Source organism: Streptomyces sp. SAS_270, assembly GCF_052543295.1.
The window spans coordinates 1-19940 of record NZ_JBMNDS010000043.1 but is presented as its reverse complement, the minus strand read 5'-3'; the positions used below and the strand labels follow the sequence as shown (position 1 = coordinate 19940).

At 70.9% G+C, this 19940-nt stretch carries 17 protein-coding genes; 8 read left to right on the top strand and 9 right to left on the bottom strand.

Annotation, left to right across the window (positions count from 1 at the left end; genetic code table 11):
- Window positions 1-40 precede the first annotated feature (40 nt).
- Entirely contained in the window at window positions 41-952 is a 912-nt protein-coding gene (locus tag ACN6LB_RS26090; RefSeq protein ID WP_445028048.1) for an NAD-dependent epimerase/dehydratase family protein, read from the top strand.
- Window positions 953-1006: 54 nt separating this feature from the next.
- On the opposite strand, the gene ACN6LB_RS26085 is transcribed toward ACN6LB_RS26090, so the two are convergent.
- A complete protein-coding gene (locus ACN6LB_RS26085; protein WP_445028047.1) occupies window positions 1007-1810 on the bottom strand; it encodes a phosphatidate cytidylyltransferase in 804 nt (267 codons plus the stop codon).
- Window positions 1807-3585 (bottom strand): aminotransferase class I/II-fold pyridoxal phosphate-dependent enzyme, encoded by a 1779-nt coding sequence (locus ACN6LB_RS26080; protein WP_445028046.1) that lies wholly within the window; start codon window positions 3583-3585, stop codon window positions 1807-1809. The genes ACN6LB_RS26085 and ACN6LB_RS26080 overlap by 4 nt, the downstream gene beginning before the upstream one ends.
- Before the next feature lie 220 nt (window positions 3586-3805).
- Between ACN6LB_RS26080 and ACN6LB_RS26075 the strand changes: the two genes are divergently transcribed.
- Window positions 3806-5449 (top strand): GMC oxidoreductase, encoded by a 1644-nt coding sequence (locus tag ACN6LB_RS26075; protein WP_445028045.1) that lies wholly within the window; start codon window positions 3806-3808, stop codon window positions 5447-5449.
- A gap of 118 nt (window positions 5450-5567) precedes the next feature.
- On the opposite strand, the gene ACN6LB_RS26070 is transcribed toward ACN6LB_RS26075, so the two are convergent.
- Together ACN6LB_RS26070 and ACN6LB_RS26065 are read right to left on the bottom strand one after the other, a co-directional pair.
- The gene (locus tag ACN6LB_RS26070; protein ID WP_445028044.1) at window positions 5568-6047 is read right to left on the bottom strand and encodes a carboxymuconolactone decarboxylase family protein; all 480 of its coding nucleotides are present in this window, start codon (window positions 6045-6047) and stop codon (window positions 5568-5570) included.
- Entirely contained in the window at window positions 6044-7126 is a 1083-nt protein-coding gene (locus tag ACN6LB_RS26065) for an NAD(P)H-dependent amine dehydrogenase family protein (RefSeq protein WP_445028043.1), read from the bottom strand. The genes ACN6LB_RS26070 and ACN6LB_RS26065 overlap by 4 nt, the downstream gene beginning before the upstream one ends.
- A gap of 262 nt (window positions 7127-7388) precedes the next feature.
- Here ACN6LB_RS26065 and ACN6LB_RS26060 point away from each other — a divergent pair, with 262 nt between their 5' ends.
- Entirely contained in the window at window positions 7389-7856 is a 468-nt protein-coding gene (locus ACN6LB_RS26060; RefSeq protein ID WP_356142654.1) for a hypothetical protein, read from the top strand.
- A gap of 46 nt (window positions 7857-7902) precedes the next feature.
- Here the strand turns inward: ACN6LB_RS26060 and ACN6LB_RS26055 are convergent, their stop codons facing one another.
- From ACN6LB_RS26055 to ACN6LB_RS26040, 4 genes are all read right to left on the bottom strand, one after another.
- Window positions 7903-8427, bottom strand: coding sequence for a hypothetical protein (locus ACN6LB_RS26055; RefSeq protein ID WP_445028042.1), 525 nt, complete (start codon window positions 8425-8427; stop codon window positions 7903-7905).
- A gap of 202 nt (window positions 8428-8629) precedes the next feature.
- Complete coding sequence (locus tag ACN6LB_RS26050) at window positions 8630-10027, bottom strand: FAD-binding oxidoreductase (RefSeq protein WP_445028041.1); 1398 nt, start codon at window positions 10025-10027, stop codon at window positions 8630-8632.
- Window positions 10028-10226: 199 nt separating this feature from the next.
- On the bottom strand, window positions 10227-12821 hold the full coding sequence (locus ACN6LB_RS26045; protein ID WP_445028040.1) for an ATP-binding protein: 2595 nt from the start codon (window positions 12819-12821) through the stop codon (window positions 10227-10229).
- A 25-nt stretch (window positions 12822-12846) separates the two neighbouring features.
- Complete coding sequence (locus ACN6LB_RS26040; RefSeq protein ID WP_445028039.1) at window positions 12847-13752, bottom strand: LysR family transcriptional regulator; 906 nt, start codon at window positions 13750-13752, stop codon at window positions 12847-12849.
- Between the two features lie 116 nt (window positions 13753-13868).
- Between ACN6LB_RS26040 and ACN6LB_RS26035 the strand changes: the two genes are divergently transcribed.
- Entirely contained in the window at window positions 13869-14087 is a 219-nt protein-coding gene (locus ACN6LB_RS26035) for a hypothetical protein (protein ID WP_445028038.1), read from the top strand.
- Between the two features lie 115 nt (window positions 14088-14202).
- Here ACN6LB_RS26035 and ACN6LB_RS26030 read toward each other — a convergent pair whose 3' ends face one another.
- Window positions 14203-14721 (bottom strand): pep a2, encoded by a 519-nt coding sequence (locus ACN6LB_RS26030; RefSeq protein ID WP_445028037.1) that lies wholly within the window; start codon window positions 14719-14721, stop codon window positions 14203-14205.
- 302 nt (window positions 14722-15023) lie between these two features.
- On the opposite strand from ACN6LB_RS26030, the gene ACN6LB_RS26025 reads away from it, so the two are divergent.
- The 4 genes from ACN6LB_RS26025 to ACN6LB_RS26010 all read left to right on the top strand — a co-directional run.
- Window positions 15024-15299: a DUF5133 domain-containing protein gene (locus ACN6LB_RS26025; RefSeq protein WP_445028036.1), complete on the top strand. Its 276-nt coding sequence runs from the start codon at window positions 15024-15026 to the stop codon at window positions 15297-15299.
- A 104-nt stretch (window positions 15300-15403) separates the two neighbouring features.
- Window positions 15404-17401: a maltotransferase domain-containing protein gene (locus ACN6LB_RS26020; RefSeq protein ID WP_445028035.1), complete on the top strand. Its 1998-nt coding sequence runs from the start codon at window positions 15404-15406 to the stop codon at window positions 17399-17401.
- Between the two features lie 43 nt (window positions 17402-17444).
- On the top strand, window positions 17445-18818 hold the full coding sequence (locus ACN6LB_RS26015; RefSeq protein ID WP_445028034.1) for a maltokinase N-terminal cap-like domain-containing protein: 1374 nt from the start codon (window positions 17445-17447) through the stop codon (window positions 18816-18818).
- Window positions 18819-18950: 132 nt separating this feature from the next.
- The coding region (locus tag ACN6LB_RS26010; RefSeq protein ID WP_445028088.1) for a GlgB N-terminal domain-containing protein at window positions 18951-19940 on the top strand (990 nt) is incomplete at its 3' end.

The following is a 19940-nucleotide window of genomic DNA, read 5'->3' as shown; positions in this document are numbered from 1 at the left end:
ACAGTGGGCTCGGCAGTCGCCCCCAACGAGGGAGTAGGTCATGTCAGTTGATGTCGTGGTGGGCGCGGGAAGCACCGGGGTCGCGACCGCCTCCTTGCTCGCGGACGCCGGCCGCCGCGTCCGCCTCGTGACGCGCAGCGGAAGCGGGCCCGAGCATCCGGGCATCGAACGCGTCGCGGCCGACGCCACCGACGCCGACCGGCTCACCGCACTCTGCCGGGACGCCACGACGTTGTTCACCTGCGCCGCTCCGCCGTATCACGCCTGGCCCAAGGCGTTCCCGCCGCTCTCCGCGGCCCTGCTCACCGCCGCGGAACGCACCGGTGCCGGTTATGTCGTGCTCGACAACCTCTATGCCTACGGGCAGGTCGACGGGCCCATGACCGAAGACCTGCCACCGGCTCCGAACAGCGTCAAGGGCGGTGTGCGGGCGCGGATCTGGCAGGAGGCGCTGGCCGCGCACCAGGCGGGCCGGGTGCGTGTCACGGCGGTGCGCGCCTCCGACTTCATCGGCGTCGGCGCCTCCTCCGTGTTCACGCTGGCGGTGGCCCCGAAGGTGCTGGCCGGCAAGCCGGCTCTCGTACCCGGGGACCTCGACGCGCCGCACAGCTGGAGCGCCGTCCGGGACGTCGCCCGGGCACTGGTGGCTGTGTCCCGGGACGACAGGGCATGGGGGCACGTCTGGCACGTCCCCACCCCGGCGCCCGTCTCCGTACGCGAACTGGCCGGACTGCTGGCGCATACGGCCGGTGTCCGCGCTCCGAAGCTGCGCACCATGCCCGCCTGGATGCTGACGCTCGGTGGTCTGTTCTCGGCGACCGTGCGTGAACTCCCGGAGATCCAGTACCAGTTCCGGCAGCCCTTCGTCCTGGACTCCGCGCACACCGAGGAGACCTTCGACCTGAAACCGACACCGCTGGAGGTCACCTTGAAGGAGATGGCGACCGTCTGACCGGTCGGGGTGGGGAGGCCCGCTGTCCAGATCCGCGGTGGGCGATCCTGAGGTTCAGCGCAGGACAAGCACGACGGCCAGCGCGATGAGCAACGAGTCGATCCTGTCCAGCAGGCCACCGGAGCCGGGTAGCCAGCGGCCGGCGTCCTTTGCCTCCACACCTCTTTTCACCATGGATTCGAGAAGGTCGCCGGCAGGGCCGCCGACCGCCACCGCGACCGCCATCGGCCAGCTCAGCGCGGACAGCACAGTGAGCACTCCGACGCCGGCCGCGGCCCCGGCCAGAGTTCCGCTCCACCGCTTGGCCGGTGACAGGGGTGACAGTCGTGGCCCGCCGAGCTGCCGACCGGCGAAGTACGCCACGATGTCGGCGATCGAGACCCCCACGAACAGCGCGAGCGCGCTCGCCCCGAGCGGCACCAGCCCTGCCACGACACCCAGCCAGGCCAGCCCGAGCAGGCCTGCGCCGGTCCGGCGCAGGCCGTGGTCGGCGTCGCCGGCCAGGAGCGGCACCGCGGCCACCGCCAGCGCACCGATCCCGACCACCCGGAACACCTCTCCGGGAGCCAGCCAGGCGGCCAGCACCACACCGGTCACCGCAGCGGCCAGCACCACTCGGTCCACCGGCCCCAGCTGCATCAGCCCGCCGAACTCCATCACCGCGATCACGCCGACCACGACGGCAATGGCCGCGGTGCCCGGGCGGCCCAGCCAGAACGCCCCGGTGACCAGCGGCACTCCGACCGCCCAGGCGCACCATCGGACCATCAGCTCACGACGCCGGGACGCCGCCACCGCGATACCGCCCAGGACCAGCGCCCCACCGAGGTAGGGCGCCAGGGAGGCCACCGTGATCACCTCGCGGCTCCGGCGGCGGGAACGCCGGTGGGCATCGCGAGGAGCGAGTCCGCGCCCGGGCGCAGCACGTCCAGGGCGGTCCGGCACGCGGCCACGATGCGCGCGTTCTCCGCCGTGTCCTTGACCGCGATGCGCACGGTGAGTCCCCGGTACTCCGACGACAACGGCGACAGGTCGCGCAGGTACACGTCGTGGCGACGGCACTCGGCCACCAGCTGCGCGGCGCTCGGCCCGTCGGACGGCAGCGTCACGGTGAGGAAGTTCGCCACGGCCTCCTCGACCACCAAGGCCTCGTCCAATCCGGCCAGGTCGGCGGCCAGTTGCCGGCGCAGCACATGGGTGCGCTCCCAGCAGTCGCGGTAGTACGCCGGGTCGCGCAGGGCCTCCACGGCGGCCAGCTGGGCGGGGAGGCTGACCGGCCAGGGCGGTGTCCGCCGGCGTAGCTGCGCCGCTGTGGCCGGTTCGGCGACCAGGTACGCGGCCCGCATCCCGGACAGTGCGTACATCTTGGACAGCGACGTGCAGACCACGGCGCGCGGGTCCGTCGCGGCGAGGCCGACGAGCGACTCGGCCGGGTCGACATAGCCCAGGTACGCCTCGTCGATCCACCAGCGGGTACGGGCGGGCGCGTCGGCGATCAGCGAGCGCAGCTCGGCGGCCGGCGCGTGGCGGCCGGTCGGGTTGTTCGGGTTGACCACCACCACGAGGTCGTAGCGGCCGGACGCGACCGCGGCGGACAGCCGGGCCGGATCGATCCGCCAGCCGTCCTCCCGGCGCAACCGGAACCGGTCCACCCGGCATCCGATCACCCGCTCCGTGACGTGGGCGTACTCGCCGTAGCCCGGGTCGGTGAGCAGCACCCTGCTGTCCGGGGTAAGCCACTGGCCGAAGGCCCTGAAGATCAGGTCGGACGAACCGGCGCCGACCGCGAGCGTCTCCACCGGCAGCGCCCGGGCCGTGGCGATCTCCGCGAGCAGACCTTCGGCGTCGGTCGGCGGCGAGGTCCTGGCGGCCCAGGCCGGGTCTTCCGCGAGCGCTGCCCGTACCCCCGGGGCCGGCGGGAACCAGGCGTCCAGCACGTCGGCCGCGACCACCTCATGGCGCCGCTGCAGAGTGCGGAAGTCGGTGCCGATGGCGGTGAAGGAGGCACCGCCGTGTTCGCAGCCGTCCGGCCGGGGTGCGAACGCCACGTCAAGCCGCCAGTCCACCGCGGACCTCAGTCTCTCCAGCGTGGTGGCGTACCGGTCCCTCGCGAGTTTCGTCAGCTCGGTCACGCTGCCGGTCAGCACCTCGAACGTCAACGCACCGCTGTGCACGGTGCGGCCGACCGGGCGCAGGCCCGCAGCCAGGTACATGTCGAGCAGCTCGGTGCGGCCCATCGCGACCACCCGGCGGCCGCCCCTGGCGGCGATCCAGCGCAGCGCCGCGTACATCAGCAGCGGCGCCGCCCCGGTGGCGCGCCAGCGCGGTTCGACGGTGAGGATGCGCACCTCGAACAGATCGTCCTCGTCCAGCAGCGGCAGTTCGTCGCGGGTGAGGTACTTGTCCAGCGCGTACCGCCCCACCCAGGGCGCGGTCAGGCTGACAAAGCCGATCCGGGCCTCTCCTCGCGCCGCGACGAGGTAGACGTTGTCACCGTCCAGCCCGTCGCGAAGCCGCCCGCCCGGATTCGGCGCATGCTGGCCCAACTCCTGTGCGTACACCCGGTGGCGCAATTCATGGATCCACTGAAGGTCCTCCGGAGTGGCAGCACGCACTTGCAGGTCACGGCCCATCAGTACCTCTCTCGACGCGAGGGGACTCCATCCTGGGGAACACTGCGCGGCCACGTCAGGGCCAAACGACGCATTCGGCCTGAGTACGCGTACTCAGGCACGGTCGTCCTGTGCAGGCCCGCCCAGCGATCAACCACAAGTTACCTTGAGGTATGTAGTGACTTAACAAGCAAGCAACAGTAGAACTTGTTCTCACTCTGTCGAGAGTGAGGAGCGTCACATGAGTGGCATTACCGTGCACGACAAGGGTTCTGACGGTGTATCACGTCGAAGATTCATCACAGGAACTGGTTCTATTCTTGGAGCCGTGGCTCTCGCCGGCCGCGCCACGGCGGCCCCGAGGACGGCGGTCGCCGCGGCCGCTTCCCTCGACTCCGGGGCTCATGTCCCCGTCCTGGTGATCGGCACCGGGTACGGCGGTTCGGTCGCCGCCCTGCGGCTCGCCGAGGCCGGCGTCGACGTGCAGATGGTCGAGATGGGCATGGCCTGGGACACCCCCGGTTCGGACGGCAAGATCTTCGCCAACACGACCAGCCCCGACTACCGGTCCTACTGGCTGCGGACCAGAACCAAGCAGCCCATCAGCAACTTCCTCGGCTTCCCGATCGACAAGGACATCCCCCGCTACACCGGGATCCTGGACGCGGAGCAGTTCGGCGGGATCCTCGTCTACCAGGGCCGCGGCGTCGGCGGCGGCTCCCTGGTCAACGGCGGCATGGCCGTCACCCCCAAGCGGGAGAACTTCGGCGCCATCCTCCCGTCGGTCAACGCCGACGAGATGTACGGCACCTACTACCCGCGGGCCAACGCCGGACTGGGCGTCGCCACCGTCGACCCCGCCTGGTTCGAGACGGCCGACTGCTACCAGTACGCCCGGGTCGGCCGCAAGCAGGCCCAGCGCTCCGGCTTCCCCTTCGTCTTCGTGCCCGACGTATACGACTGGGACTACATGGAGCAGGAGGCGGCCGGCACCGTCCCCAAGTCGGCGCTGGCCGGCGAGATCCTGTACGGCAACAACTATGGCAAGAAGTCACTCCAGAAGACCTACCTCGCCCGGGCCGGGGCCACCGGCAAGGTCACCATCTCCCCGCTGCACCAGGTCACTTCGGTCTCCCCCGCGACCGGCGGCGGCTACACCGTCGTCATCGACCAGCTCAGCACCAGCGGCGCAACCACCGCCACCAAGACCGTCACCGCGGACAAGGTGTTCTTCGCCGCCGGAAGCATCGGCACCAGCAAGCTCCTGGTCAAGCTCAAGGCCACCGGCGCCCTGCCCGCCCTCAACAGCGAGGTCGGCAAGGGCTGGGGCGACAACGGCAACGTCATGTGCGGCCGCGCCAACCACATGTGGGACCCCACCGGTGCACTCCAGTCGAGCATCCCCTGCTCCGGCATCGACAACTGGGCGGCCGGCGGCGCCTTCTCCGAGATCGCACCGCTGCCCACCGGCATCGAGACCTACGCCTCGTTCTACCTGTCCATCACCAAGAACCCGAACCGCGCCCAGTTCTCCTGGAACAGCGCGACCGCCGCTGTCGACCTGGACTGGCAGACGGCATGGAAGCAGCCGGCCATCGACATGGCCAAGACCATCTTCGACAAGATCAACGCGAAGGAGGGGACGATCTACCGCACCGATCTCTTCGGCACCTACAAGATCTGGGGCGACCACCTCACGTACCACCCGCTCGGTGGCGCGGTCCTGAACAAGGCCACCGACAACTACGGCCGTCTCCGGGGCCATTCCGGCCTGTACGTCATCGACGGCTCCCTGATCCCCGGCAACACCAGCGTCAACCCGTTCGTCACCATCACCGCGCTCGCCGAACGGAACATCGAAGCGATCATCGCCGCCGACCTGTAGCGATGACCTGACGCGGCAGGTATCCGTGGGAGGCGACCGGGAGCGCCTCCCGCACGTACGGCACCCCTCTGCGCCGGCAGTGCACAGCCGACTCGACGCCTCGGAGCACGCGGACGGCTCAGTGCGCCGGCAGTACGCAGACGGCGTCGAGGCCCAGCACATGGTTGAGGCGGCCGAACGCCAGCCAGGAACCGATGCTCATGCTCAGCTCCACGATCTCGCGCTGGCTGTAGTGCGCGGTCATCCGCGCCCAGAACGCGTCGTCGAGCCCGTGGTGGTCCAGGGCGTACCGCTCGGCGTACTCGGCGGCCAGCCGGGTGCGGTCGTCGAAGTCCTCGGTGGTGCGCCACTCGGTGACCGCTTCGGCGAACTGCTCCTCGACCTTCTGCCCGTCGCGCTCGGTGCGCCAGTCGAGGCAGAAGAGACAGCCGTTGATCTGTGCGATGCGCAGCCGTGCGGCCTCGAACTCGCGCAGCCCCAGGGTCGTGTGCTCGTACACCGACAGCGAGAAGTTCGCGGCGGCCATGCCGATGCCGGGCACCATCTCGCCCCACACATAGCCGATCGGTTCCTGGCCCTCGGGGATGTCGATGTTCATCGTTGCTTCCTTCCGAGTCTGCCGACTGCGGGGCGCAGCGGGACGTCGAGCGCGTCGTAGAGTCCGGGTTCCGCGTCCACGAGCCAGTCGATGGCACCGACCAGCCGGCCGACCGCGGTCGCGTTGCCGCCCGCGGAGCGGTTCTCGCCCTCGTCGGTGGCCTCGACCGTGACCTCGATGCGCGGCCGGCCCTCGATGATCACGCGGTGTGCTCCGTCGCCGCCGTCGGGCGGCGTGGGCCAGTCCGGGGCGCAGGAGGCGTGGATGCGGGTGACGTGCTCGATGACGATGCGGGGTTCGCCGTCGACGATGCCCTGCACCTCGAACCGCACCGCGCCCTGGGTGCCCGCGGCGAACTCGCCCATCGTCCGGGTGGTCACGGTCGTCTCCAGTGCGCGGCGTTGCACGGTCTCGCGGATGTCGTCGAGTTCGGCGCCGAGGGCCCGGGCCATCAGCCGTATCTGCCCGCCCCACACCATGGTGGGGATCGACGGGGCGAGCATCAGCGGCTCGTGGTCCATCGGCAGGCCCATGCCGACCAGGTTGCGGACCGAGTCCTCCTGGTCGTAGGTGGAGTAGTCGAAGATCTCCTGGCAGCGGATCGCATCGATGGTGGTGCCGAGTCCGCTGACCAGCAGGGGCAGCACATCGTTGCCCCAGCCGGGGTCCACGCCGGAGACGAACAGGGAGCCGCCGCCGTCCGCGATGGCATCGAGCACCGGTTCACTGAACTCCGCGGGAGCGTTGCGCTGGTCGTAGAGCGCGTACAGGGCGGGGGTGACGACAACGGCGCCGGACCGGACGGCCCTGGTGATGTCGGCGAGTGCCTCGTCGGGGCGGATGTCGCCGGAGGCCGCGTAGACCACGGCACGGGGGCCCGCGCCCAGGACCGCGTCGACGTCGTCGCTCGCCGCTATGCCCAGGCCGTGGCCGAGTCCGGCGAGGTCTCCCGCGTCGCGGCCGACCTTCTCCGGGTCGTGGACGATCACGTCCGCGAGTTTCAGCGCCGGATGGGCCTCGACGGCGCGAATGGCCGCGCGGCCGACGTTGCCGGTGCCCCAGACCACTGTGGCAATCATGCGGCGGAGGGTAGCGAGCGGGCCTGAAGGTTCCTAGTGCCGTGCCGCAGGTTCCTGCCCTCGTGGCCCGGGTCGCCGCAGCTCGGGTCGGGGCCAGGAACACCGCATCCAAAACGCCAGGCCGCGCCACCCCTTCCGCCGCATAGAAATATCTACAAGCATGCATATGCCAGGGCCGACCTGCGGAAATCCGCCGGTCAGCGCCCGGCCGAACTCTCCCCTGCACCTGGCACGGCGGAGCTATGACCCTCAGGAGATCGACATGACGAACTCGCTGTGGATGCAAGGCGTGGAGTGGCTCGCCGCGGCCGCTTCGGACCCGCGGGCCTGCAAGCGCGCGTGGGACCAGGGCAACGGCACCGTGCTCCTGGAGGCCGGACGGTACTGGGACGTGCTGAGTGTTCCCGATCAGCTCGGTCTGCTCACCCTCGACGTCCTGTGGCAGGAGCCGCTCCAGGTGCCCGGACCCACCCTGGTGGACACCGCGGCCAATCGAGTCGGATTCTTCCTGCCGCCGGACCCCGCGAGCCACTGGGTCGGCGCGGGCCTGCGCCACGCGGGCAAGGGCGCCTGGGTCGCCGTACCGCCACCGTACCGGCAGGCACGGTTCCTGGAGTGGCTCATCCCGCCCGACGGCACGGGTGTCCTGCACTCCCCCGTCACTCTGGAACGGGCGCTGGGCCGGGCGAACGGCACCCTGACGGCATTGGCGCCGCTGCGCGAAGGCTAGCGGCTCCGCTCGGGGCCGGGCCGGGCGGGCGGTCGGGGGCATCCCCTCAGGCCGCCCCCGGCCCCGCTTCCTCTCCCCGCAGGAAGTTGCTGACCTGGCACGCGAGGCTCTCCCGGGCCGCGCCGGAGGGGGCGTCGGGGCCCTCGGGGTCCAGGCCGATGGCGCCGGACCAGAGGTAGCGGTCGGTCCACTCGTCGTCGACCTTCAGCACGATCTGGATGTCCACCTGGGTCAGACAGGCATCCGCGCCCGCCGCGTAGACCACGGCGGTGACCCGGCGCAGCGGGTAGAGGTCGAAGCCCTCGATGAACTGGGAGTTCCGCCAGTCGAGCAACGCGCTCTCGCCGTCGGCTCCGATACGGACGTCGATCTGTCCGTCCTCGAGGTGGATGCCGAAGTGCTCGGCGGCGCGGTTCTCGACGGTCACGCGGAAGCGGAAGTAGCTCAGCCCCTCGGCGGCGTCGTCGCGTCCTCGCGGGGGTTGCGCGGGCTCCAAGCCGTGAACGCGAACGCGCAGGCCGGCATGCTCGTCGTACTCCTGCCAGTCCCCGGTCACATTCGGCTCGTACACAATCCACCTCTCGACTTCAGAGAGCTGCTTCCTATCTGGGCGCTCAACGAAGTGTCAAATGGATGGAAGGTGCCGTGGCCAGGGATTTTCCCCTGCTAGATCGTCGATCAAGCCGTGCGCAGCCAGAACCCTTCTCCGCGGTGTCCGGCGCCGGTCCCACGCGTGCTGCACATCACGTTCGCCGGCGCCGGACGAGTGCGGATCAGGCCCGCTGTGCCGGTTGGATGTTCTGGTTGAGGCGGAACAGGTTGTCCGGGTCGCGGTCGGCCTTGATACGGGAGAGGCGGGCGTAGTTGTCGCGGTAGCTGGCCCGTACACGCTCCTGGCCCTCGTCCATCATCATGTTCACGTACGCCCCGCCCGCCGAGAAGGGGTGCAGTGCCTCGAAGTAGTCGACGCACCACCGTTTGATCAACTCGGCGTTGGCCGGGTCGGCGTCGACGCCCGCGAAGACGGATGCCCAGCGGGCGTCGCGGTAGCTCCAGGCGGTGTCGGTCGGCCCGTGGTCGTGGACGGCGCCGTCGATCGGGTACAGGTGCATGGTCGATTTCCAGGTCGGCAGTTCGGCGCCGAACTTGGCGTGTCGGTCGACGGCGTCGGCGGGGATCTCGTTGACGAAGTCCGCTCGCCAGTACCACTGGTCGCCGGGCGGGTAGAGCCCGTCGAACGCGGACTGGATCGTGGGGTGCGGCATGGGCGCGGGGCCGTGCAGCAGGGGCGCGGGCAGGGCGTCGAGGAGGGGGGCCATCGCACGGGCCGCCGCGTCCGGATCCGCCCCGGCGCAGCACCAGACGACGCCGCAGATCTTGCGCAGGTGCAGTTCCTCGGGGAACGGAGGGGCCGGCGGGACGGAGCCGAACAGGAAGAAGCCGTTCAGTTCGCGGGGCGCGTGCGGGATGAAGTCGCGGTAGGCGGTGAGGACTTCGGCGCCGAGTTCGACGGGCCAGAAGGTGGGGCCGGCCACGACCGTGCTCAGCTCGTGCAGCCGGAACCGGAAGGAGGTCGCGACACCGAAGTTGCCGCCGCCCCCGCGGATCGCCCAGTACAGGTCGGTGTTCTCGTCGGCGCTCGCGCGCACCTGCTCGCCGTCGGCCAGCACCAGGTCGGCCTCCAGGAGGTTGTCGACGGTGAGTCCGTAGGTGCGGGCGAGATGGCCGATGCCGCCGCCGAGGGTCAGGCCCCCGACGCCGGTCGTGGAGATGATGCCGCTGGGCGTGGCCAGTCCGTGTTCGTGGGTGGCGCGGTCGACCTCGCCCCACACGCAGCCGCCGCCGACGCGCACCGTCCGCGCCTCGGGGTCCACCTGTACGTCCTTGAGCGGGGACAGGTCGATGACCACGCCGTCGTCGCAGGAGCCCAGGCCCGCTCCGTGGTGGCCGCCGCCGCGCACGGCGAGCGGCAGACCGCGGTCGCGGGCGAAGGCGACGGCGTGTGCGACGTCCTTGCCGTTGGTGCAGCTCGCCACCAGCGCGGGCCGTCGGTCGATCATGGCGTTGTAGATGGCGCGGGCCTCGTCGTACCCGGAGTCCTCCGGACCGGTCAGCTTCCCCTCGAATCCGGTCAGTTCCTGGCGTGCCGCCTGTGCCGGTGTGATGGACATGAGCATCCCCCGTGTCTGGGGCGGCGCTCGGGGCTCCTGTGTCCGTGTCCCCGGCGTCCGTCCCGCCGATGAGTCCGATACGCCTGTTCTAGCCGGATTCCCGTACGCAGATATCCGTGCCCGTCACCCAGCTCGCCGCCTTCGGCTACCTACCTTTCGGCCGTCCCGTCCCCCCTTCCGCCTCACGGCTGCCCGCCCGTCACCGGCGCGGCAGCAGGCCCAGTTCGTCGGCGCGCGCGGCGGCCTGACGACGGGTGTGCACGCCGAGTTTGTCCAGCACCGCGGAGACGTGGTTGTCGACGGTGCGCACGGAGACCACCAGCCGGTCGGCGATCTCCGGATTGGTCAGCCCCTGCGCGAGCAGCCGGATGACCTGGAGCTGGCGTTCGGTGAGACCGGCGGGGTTCTCCCGGGTCGCCGCGAGCGGGCCGCGCGGGATCCGGCGTACACCGAGGCCGCGCAGCTCCGCACGGATCAGGCGGGCAAGCGGCTCCGCGCCCAGCGCGTCCAGTGCGGCGAGCGCGGTGAGCTTGTCGGCCGGGTCCGGGCTCTCGGCGAGCGCGGCGGCATGCTCGTAGGGGCAGCCGGCCGCCTTCCAGGCGTGGGCCGCCTCGCGCCAGTGCCCCGCTGCCTGCAGGGCGTACGGGTGCTGCGAGTCGTCCGCCGGCACCGGGTGACCGGCTTTCGCGAGCCAGTAGCCGAGTTCCGCCCGCGCCGGTACGGCGGCCAGCCGGCGCGCCTCCGCGTACACCGGTCCGGCGGCCTCGGTGACCGCGAGGTGGTCGCCGCGCAGCCAGGCCGCCTCGGCGCGGGCCCCGGCGACGGGTGCGGTGCGCTGGAGTTCGCGGCTGCGCACGGCGATCTCCCACGCCTGTGCGAGCAGTTCGTCGCCGCCGCTTCGGCCGCGGCGCACCCGCACCCGGGCCAGTACCGTCAGGGCCGGGCAGCGGGCGGGCACGAAGTCGTGCGCACCGGCCTCCGCGTATCGCTCGGCGTCCTCCCAGTCCGCGGCGGCGAGTCGGCGCATGGCCATCTCGACGTTGAGGTAGCTCAGGAAGCCCAGGTGTTCGGCGCGGTCCGCCAGTTCCACCGCCGGTGCGAGGAAGCGGTCCGCCTCGGTGTACTCCAGCCGTTCGAGCAGCGTCCAGATGATGTTGGCGTAGGCCCTGCAGGCGTGTTCGACCTCACCGGCTGCCAGTGCCACCTTCAGGCTCTCCTCCACCTGGGCGCGTCCCAGCGGATCGCCGCTGTGCCAGCGGGAGGAGCCGACGTTGTTCAGGGCGTGCGCGAGGATTCCCATGTCGCCCGCGCGCCGGGCGAGCGCGATGGCGCGCTCGCCGAACGCGATGGCCTGTGTGTGCCGGTCGGAGAGCATGTGGAGCTGGGAGGTGTTGCTGAGGGCGAGCGCGAGCAGCCGGTCGTCGCCCGCCGGCTCCAGGACGGTGATCGCCTCCCGGGCTGCCTCCCGCGCCTGTTCGGCGTCACCGGCCCACCAGTGGATCCTGGAGAGCCAGCGCAGATCGGCGCCGAGTGCCCGGGTGTCGCCCAGGGACCGGCGCAGCGCGACCGCCTCCCGCTCGGCGGTGACGGCGGCCCCGGAGTCGGCGATGGTGTAGCTCTCCACGGCGTACTGCTCCAGCAGGTCGGCGAGTTCGGCCGGGGCGAACCGCTCGCGCCGGCGCAGGACCAGCCGCAGGTGGGCGGCTGACTCGCGGTGCGCTCCGGCGCGCGATGCGTCGCGGGCCGCGTCGGGCCCGTAGCGCGCGATGGCGTCCAGGTCGCCCGCCTGCGCCGCGTGGTGGACGATCCGCGAGGAGTCGGCTCCCGGCAGGGCGACGAGGGCGGCGAGCACATGCCTGTTCAGCTCGATACGGCGAGCGGCGGGCAGCGAGTCGGCGACGGCACGACGGATCAGCTCGTGCCGGAATCCCGCGCGCTCCGGCGTCACGACCAGCAGCCCGCGCTGCTCCGCCGCGGTCAGCGCGGCCACACCGGCCGGCAACAGTGCGTCGACCAACCGGTGTTCGACCGCGGACGGCACCACGGCGAGCTGCTCCAGTGCGTCCCGCGTGCCGTCGTCGAGTGTGCGCAGCCGGGACAGTACGGCGTCGACCACGGTCGGCGGTACGCCGCCGGTGCCGCCGGCCGCCAGTACTTCGGTGACGAAGAAGGGGTTGCCCGAGGTCACCTCGTACACCTGGTCCGGATCCAGCCGGCTGGCCGCGCTCAGGCTGCGGACGGCATCGGGGGAGAGCCGGGAGAGCGGAAAGCGGTGCACGCGCTCCGCCCGGGAGACCATGCCGAGCAGATGGTGCAGGGGGTGCTCACGGCTCAACTCGTCGTCCCTGTACGTCAGTACCAGGACGGCCGGCAGCCGTTCGACCCGGCGGACCAGGAAGCGGAGGGCGTCCAGCGATGCCTCGTCGGCCCAGTGGACGTCCTCGACGACGAGTACCGCCGGGTGCGGGGCCCTGTTCAGCTCCGCGCGCAGGGCGTCGTAGACCCGATGGCGGTCGCCGCCCTCGGTGAGCGCGCGGGCCAGCTCCGTACCGACGCTGCCGACGAGGTCGCGGAAGGGGCCGAGCGGTCGCCGGGTCGCCAGGTCGTCGCACTCTCCCAGCAGCACGCGTACATCGGGGGGAAGGACCTCCGGCAGGGCCTTCACCAGGCTGGACTTGCCGATTCCGGCCTCTCCGAAGACAAGCGCGACCGATCCGGCGCCATCGGCCGCTTTCCTTGCGGCGGCAGCCAGTTGTCCGAGCTCCTCATCGCGTTCGAGGATCCCCCCATCCACGGCGCAATTCTGGCACGCGACGCGCTCAGGCCACCGCTGTCGGCGCGAGGTCGTGCAGCTCCCGCAGCGCGGCCGCGACGGCGGGGCGCCGACGGCCGGCGCTGCGCGTGCAGGAGAGGAGTTTGCGGTGCGGGTCGCCCGTGCAGGGGACACGGCTGATCGGCAGGTGGGGTGCGAGGTGGGCGAGACGGGGGATCAGGGCGACGCCGAGTCCGTGGGCGACCAGGTGGGCGGTGACGTTCCAGTCCAGGGCGTGGTGGACGATGTCGGGCGTGAAACCGGCGGCACCGCACGCGGACAGCACGTGCGGACGGCAGGGGCTTTCCGGCACGGGGGCGATCCACTCCTCGCGAGCGGCTTCCGCGAGGTCGACGCGCGCGAGCCCCGCCAGGTGGTGGGTGTCGGGCACGACCAGGTCGTACGGGTCGTCCAGGAGCGGCTGTTGATCGAAGCGGGCGTCACTGAGCGGTGGGTTGTACGGGGTGACATCGACGACCGCGAGATCGATCTCCCCTTCGAAGAGAAGGTCGAAGCTCTCCAGGACCGGCGCTTCCTGGATCCTGACCGTCAGCCGTGGGTGGCGTTTGCGCAGGTGGGCGGCCATCGGGGCGAGAAGCACCGAGACGGCCATGGGGAACCCGCTCACCCGCAGCAGTCCGGCGGGGGCTCCGTGGTCGGCCCGCAGGTCGAGTTCGGCCTCCTCCCAGCGGACCTGGATCGCATCGGCGTGTGCGAGGAGGCTGTGCGCGGCCGGGGTGAGCCGCACGCCGCGACCGTGGGGTTCCAGCAGCTGGACGCCCAGGTCCCGGGCGAGTTGGCGGATCTGCTGCGAGGCCGCGGACGGCGTGAAATGCATGGCTTGGGCGGCGGCGGTGACGGTGCCGTAGTGGTCGACCGCTCGCAGGACATGAAGTCGGCGCAGGTCAATCATGAAGCCCAGGCTTCAAGGTCGGATCCACAAAGTCAACCTGGACGTACACGGTGGCTCGGATCCACCCTGGTTGTGTCGCGACGCTCAGCCCGTCCCTGCCACCGAAGGAGTGCCCGATGACCACCACCAGCGGCACGAGCACCGAAACCTGCCCCTACTGCGGATGGCCGGACCGCGCCGACCCCTTCACCGTGGTGTCCCGCCACTCCACCGCCACGGGCCACACGGCGTGGATCCGCTGCGGCTGCGGTTCCCTTCAGGTCCGCGTGGTCGACGAGTCCGGCATGCGCGTCGTCTCGCGCGGCCGGCCCCACCGGGAGACCGTGTCCGGGTGACCGGACGGCCGTTGGGCGGGCACTTGGTGTCGACGCCGGAGAACAGCATCGGGGCAAGCCCGCCGGAGCGGGCGTGGCCCAATGCTGTACCTCGCCGCCTCGCGGCGGGTTGCCGTCAGCCGTCGGCGTTCGACGCCACGCCGACGAGGGAGCCCGACCCGTCCGGACGGGTCAGAGCCGGTTCCGGCAGCAGACAAGGCGTCCGGCGTGCCTCCCGCAGACTGGGGACGGGCACGGCAGGGACCAGCGGAGCACGTTCCGCGGCACGGGCACGCCAGGAGAACCAGATGATCTTTCCTCCGGCGCCGGTGGCACAGCACCCCCAGCCGTCGCTCAGCGCCGCGATCTGCGCCAGGCAGCCCTGCGGGGCGTAGTGCGGGCCGATGTCCTGGTCGTTGTCGGACACGGCCGTGATCAGGTGCTGGCCGTTCCACCACATCTCGATGGTCGTGTTCTTGTCCGGCGCGTGCTCGTCGATCGTGTGCAGCAACGCTTCGGCACAGTGGCCGACGGGCTCGACGAGCGTGTCCAGGTTCCAGTAGCGGAGATGGGCGGCCAGGATGCGCCTGACCTGCCCGACCCGCTCCGGGCTGACCTCCACGTCGAGGTAGTAGTAGCAGGGCACTGCTTTCATTGTCGTTGGCTCCTCGCTGGCGAAGCTCCCGCTTCGTTCTCGCCCTTGCGGGCCGAGCCCCGAACACGAAGCGTGAGCGGTGATCGCTCCTGAGTCAGTCCCAGGGTGCAAGGGCTACTCCATTCGTGCAACACGAGAGCGGCGCGCACGGATCATCCCCCCGTTCAAGATCCAACAGGACACTCGGTGTCCGCGCGGGCACCATGAGTGAAAGGTTCGCCCGCGGTCACCCGCGGGTGCCCTCCGTGCGCGACCGCCGCGGACCGTCCCGGCCAACCGTGCGCACCCGAGAGAGTGGGAAGGTGACCAGCACGATGCTGCTGCCTGCCAAACCCGAGGTCGCCAGACATCTGGAGCGTTACCGGGCCTGGGAACGCCTGCTGCTCGCAGCCCCCACCGACCACACGGTGCGGGGCTACTTCGAGAACACGGGATACACGCTGTGCGTCCTGATGGGGAAGCGCTGCGCACGGGAGGCGGCGGACGCCGCCGAGCACTACCTCCGTGGGAACTCGGCCTCGCCCGTCCGAATGCAGGGCGGCGGGGCCTGCGGCACCGTCGTCGGCGGTCACGGATGATCCCTGCGAGGCACCGGGCCGCGCCGACGCGGGGGTGACCGCAAGCTCTCCCGGCACGAGCGAGGTCGACGACGACGGATTCGAGGACGACGGAGGCGAAGCACATGAAGGCAGACCGGATCAGTGGCCGTATCCCGATCGTTGAGGTCCATCCCGTCGTCGAGTGCGGCGGACGCCCGGCGAAGGCCGTCGCCGGTGAGACCTTCCGCGTGACCGCCACGCTCTTCGGCGAGGGGCACGACGCGGTCGCCGCGAACGTCGTCCTGCGTGACCCGGACGGCCGCCCCGGCCCCTGGACCCCGATGCGGGAACTCGCACCGGGCAGCGACCGCTGGGGCGCCGACGTCACACCGGAAACGGCCGGCCGATGGACGTACCAGGTGGAGGCGTGGAGCGACCCGGTCACCGCCTGGCGTCACGCCGCCGGGATCAAGGTCCCGGCCGGTGTCGACACCGGGCTCATGCTGGAGGAGGGCGCAGCCCTGCACGAGCGCGCCGCCGCCGGCGTACCGAACCCGGCGAAGCGGTCGGCGGTGCAGGCCGCGGCGCGCGCCCTCGGCGACGACTCCCTGCCGCCGGCGGACCGTCTCGCAGCCGCCCTCACGCCCGAGGTGACCAGCGCCCTCGCGGAACGCCCGCTGCGCGAACGGCTCACCCGCTCGGCGCCGATGCCTCTGCTGGTGGAACGTGAGCGGGCGTTGTACGGCGCCTGGTACGAGTTCTTCCCGCGTTCCGAAGGGGCCGTGGTCGAGGAGGGCAAGCCGCCGGTCAGCGGCACCTTCCGCACGGCCGCCGAGCGGCTGCCCGCGGTCGCCGCGATGGGCTTCGACGTGCTGTACCTGCCCCCGATCCACCCCATCGGCACCACCTTCCGCAAGGGCCGCAACAACACCCTCTCCCCCGGCCCGTACGACGTCGGGGTGCCCTGGGCGATCGGCTCCCCGGAGGGCGGACACGACGCGATCCACCCCGACCTGGGCACGATCGACGACTTCGACGCCTTCGTACGACGGGCACATGCCGAGGGCCTGGAGATCGCCCTCGACTTCGCCCTCCAGTGCTCCCCCGACCACCCCTGGGTGCACAAGCACCCGGAGTGGTTCCACCACCGCGCCGACGGCACGATCGCCTACGCGGAGAACCCGCCCAAGAAGTACCAGGACATCTACCCGATCGCCTTCGACGAGGACATGCCGGGCCTGATCGAGGAGACCGTGCGCATCCTGCGGCACTGGATGTCCCACGGTGTGCGGATCTTCCGCGTGGACAACCCGCACACCAAACCGGTGGTGTTCTGGGAGAAGGTCATCGCGGACATCAACCGCACCGACCCCGACGTGATCTTCCTCGCCGAGGCGTTCACCCGGCCCGCGATGATGCACACCCTCGCGGCGATCGGCTTCCAGCAGTCGTACACCTACTTCACCTGGCGCAACACCAAGCAGGAGCTGACCGACTACCTGACCGAGCTGTCGGGCGAGGCGGCCGCGTACATGCGGCCCAACTTCTTCGTCAACACCCCCGACATCCTCCACGAGTTCCTGCAGCACGGCGGGCGTCCCGCCTTCGAGCTGCGGGCGGTGCTCGCGGCCACCCTGTCTCCGACGTGGGGCGTGTACAGCGGCTTCGAACTCTGCGAGAACCGTGCCCTGCGCGAGGGCAGCGAGGAGTACCTGCACTCCGAGAAGTACCAACTGCGGCCACGCGACTGGGAGTCGGCCGAGCGCGAGGGCCTGACCATCGCGCCGCTGATCACGGAGCTCAACCGGATCAGACGGGACCACCGCGCCCTGCACGCCCTCAGGAACCTCCACTTCCATGATGCCGACAACGAGGCGCTGATCGTCTACAGCAAGCGCACAGACGCGGACACCGTCGTGATGGTGGTCAACCTCGACCCCCACCACACCCAGGAGGCCACGGTCTCGTTGGACATGGCCCAACTCGGCCTGGAGCCAGACGAGTCCGTGCCGGTGCGCGACGAACTCACCGGCGAGACCTATCACTGGGGCCGGGCCAACTACGTGCGTCTGCGGCCGGGTGGCGCTCACGTCCTCGCCGTCGACAGCTCACCGCGGAGCGGAGGCCCACCCGCCACGTGATCGTCGACGATGCCTCCGCCCCCAGCCTGAAAGGACGCGCGCCATGCCGAAGACCGCGTTGCAGCGGGCGTACGGTCAGGGCCTCGCCGCCCTGCCCTCGGCCTCGCTCGTCGAGCTGTTGCGGGAGTGGCTGCCGCGACAGCGCTGGTTCGCGGGCAAGGGGCGGGGCATCACCGGACTGACCGTCCTGACCAGTACCGAGCTCTCCCCCGGCTGCCTGCACCTTCTGGTCCGCACCGAACACCTCGGCCCGCCCACGCCCGATGATCCTGCCACGCCCGCAGCCGACGACTGCTATCAACTGCTTCTCGGCGTAAGGGAGATGCTGCCGCCTCGTCTCGCTCCCGCCTTCATCGGCCGCCTGAGCTCCGGTCCGTTGAACGAGATGGTCGTGTACGACGCCCTGCACGACCCCACTGCGGCAGGGCTGCTCCTGGAGCGGCTGCGCAGTGCGGGATCGGTCGGCCCCCTGCGCTTCGAACGCGACGCACGAGTGACCGTGCCCGCCGGCCTCACCCCCCGTCTCCTCGACACCGAGCAGACGAACACCTCACTGGTGTACGGCGATTCGTTCATTCTCAAGGTGTTCCGTCGCGTCCAGCCCGGCATCAACCCGGATCTGGAAGTGCCCTGGGTGCTGGCCCGGCAGGGATGCACCCGCGTGCCCGCTCCGGCGGCGTGGTTTCGCACCTCGCAGCCGCAGGAGGCGACGCTCGGCGTGCTGCAGCCGTTCCTGCCCGACGCCGAGGACGGCTGGACCCTGGCGCTCGACTCACTCGCCGCAGGCGAGGAGTTCGATGACCAGGCCTACGCCTTGGGACAGGCCACCGCCGAAGTGCATCGTGCGCTCGCCTCGTCCTTCCCTTGCGACGTTCCAACGCAACGCCAGACTCGGGCACTTGCTGCCGAGATGAGTGAACGCCTCGACGCCACCGCGCGTGCTGTCGCAGAGCTCGAGCCGTACGCGCTCCGGTTGCGGGGCGCTTTCGAAGCAGTCGCGGCGCTCGGCGTCTCCCGTCCCGCGCAGAGGATCCACGGCGACCTCCATCTCGGCCAGATGCTGCGCGCCGGACAGCAGTGGTTCGTCATCGACTTCGAAGGCGAACCGGCCCGCCCACTCGCGGAACGCCGCCGCACCCAGTCCCCCGTACGCGATGTCGCGGGCATGCTGCGCTCCTTCGACTACGCGGCACGCTCCCGTCACCCCTGGCACCCCCAATGGGCGTATCGCTGCCGGGAGGCCTTCTGCGCCGGCTATGCCTCGGCAGCGCACTGGGATCCACGCGAGGAACCCGGGCTGCTGCGCGCATACGAGACCGACAGGGCCGTGTACGAGGTGCTCTACGAGGCACGACACCGCCCCGAATGGCTGCCCGTCCCGATGGCGGCGGTCGGACGGCTCGCCGAACATACGTGATACCGACGTGGTCCGGCCAAGGGCCGCCCACCATCCGCCCACATCCGTTCACCACCAGAGGAGGCCGAAGCCGTGGCAGCACGCACCACCGCCGTTGGCGTACGGCGCACCGCTTCACCGAACGCGTCTGCTGTGTCTGCCGCGCCTGCCGCCAAGCGCGCTCCCAACCGGCCGGACGCCCTGGAGCCGACAGACCGCAGGCGCCTGCTGGAGGGCGCTCACCACGATCCGCACGCCCTGCTCGGCGCGCACCTGATCGCGGGCGGTGTGCTGTTCCGCGCGCTGCGTCCGTGGGCACGCGCCGTGGCCGTGGTGGTCGACGGACAGCGGAGCGAGCTCGCCGACACGGGTGACGGTCTCTTCTCCGGTGTACTGCCGCTGGACGCGATCCCGGACTACACGCTGCTGGTGACGTACGGGGACGACGAGCACGAAGTGCAGGACCCGTACCGCTTCCTGCCCGCCCTGGGCGAACTCGACCTGCATCTGATCGGAGAGGGCAGGCACGAGGAACTGTGGCGGGCCCTGGGCGCCCATCCGATGATCCACGACGGCGTTAGGGGCACCCGCTTCACCGTGTGGGCGCCGAACGCCCAAGGAGTCAGGGTCTGCGGGGAGTTCTGCCACTGGGACGGGACCGCCCATCCGATGCGCTCCCTCGGCTCGACCGGCGTATGGGAGCTCTTTCTGCCCGGCATCGGGGAGGGGACGCTCTACAAGTTCGACATCACCCGCCCCGACGGCAGCCACACCCTGCGCGCCGACCCGATGGCCCGTCGCACGGAAGTGCCTCCGGCGACCGCATCCATCGTCACGCGGTCCGCCTCTTCCTACGAATGGCGGGACGAGGACTGGATGGACCGGCGGGCGGGCCGCCCGGTGCACGAGGCGCCGTTCTCCGTCTACGAGGTCCATCTGCCGTCCTGGCGACCAGGCCTGACGTACCGACAGCTCGCGGATCAACTGCCCGCCTACGTCGCCGACCTGGGCTTCACCCACGTCGAACTGATGCCGGTCGCCGAGCACCCCTTCGGCGGCTCCTGGGGCTACCAGGTCACCGGCTTCTACGCCCCCACCGCCCGCCTGGGCACCCCCGACGACTTCAAACACCTCGTCGACGCC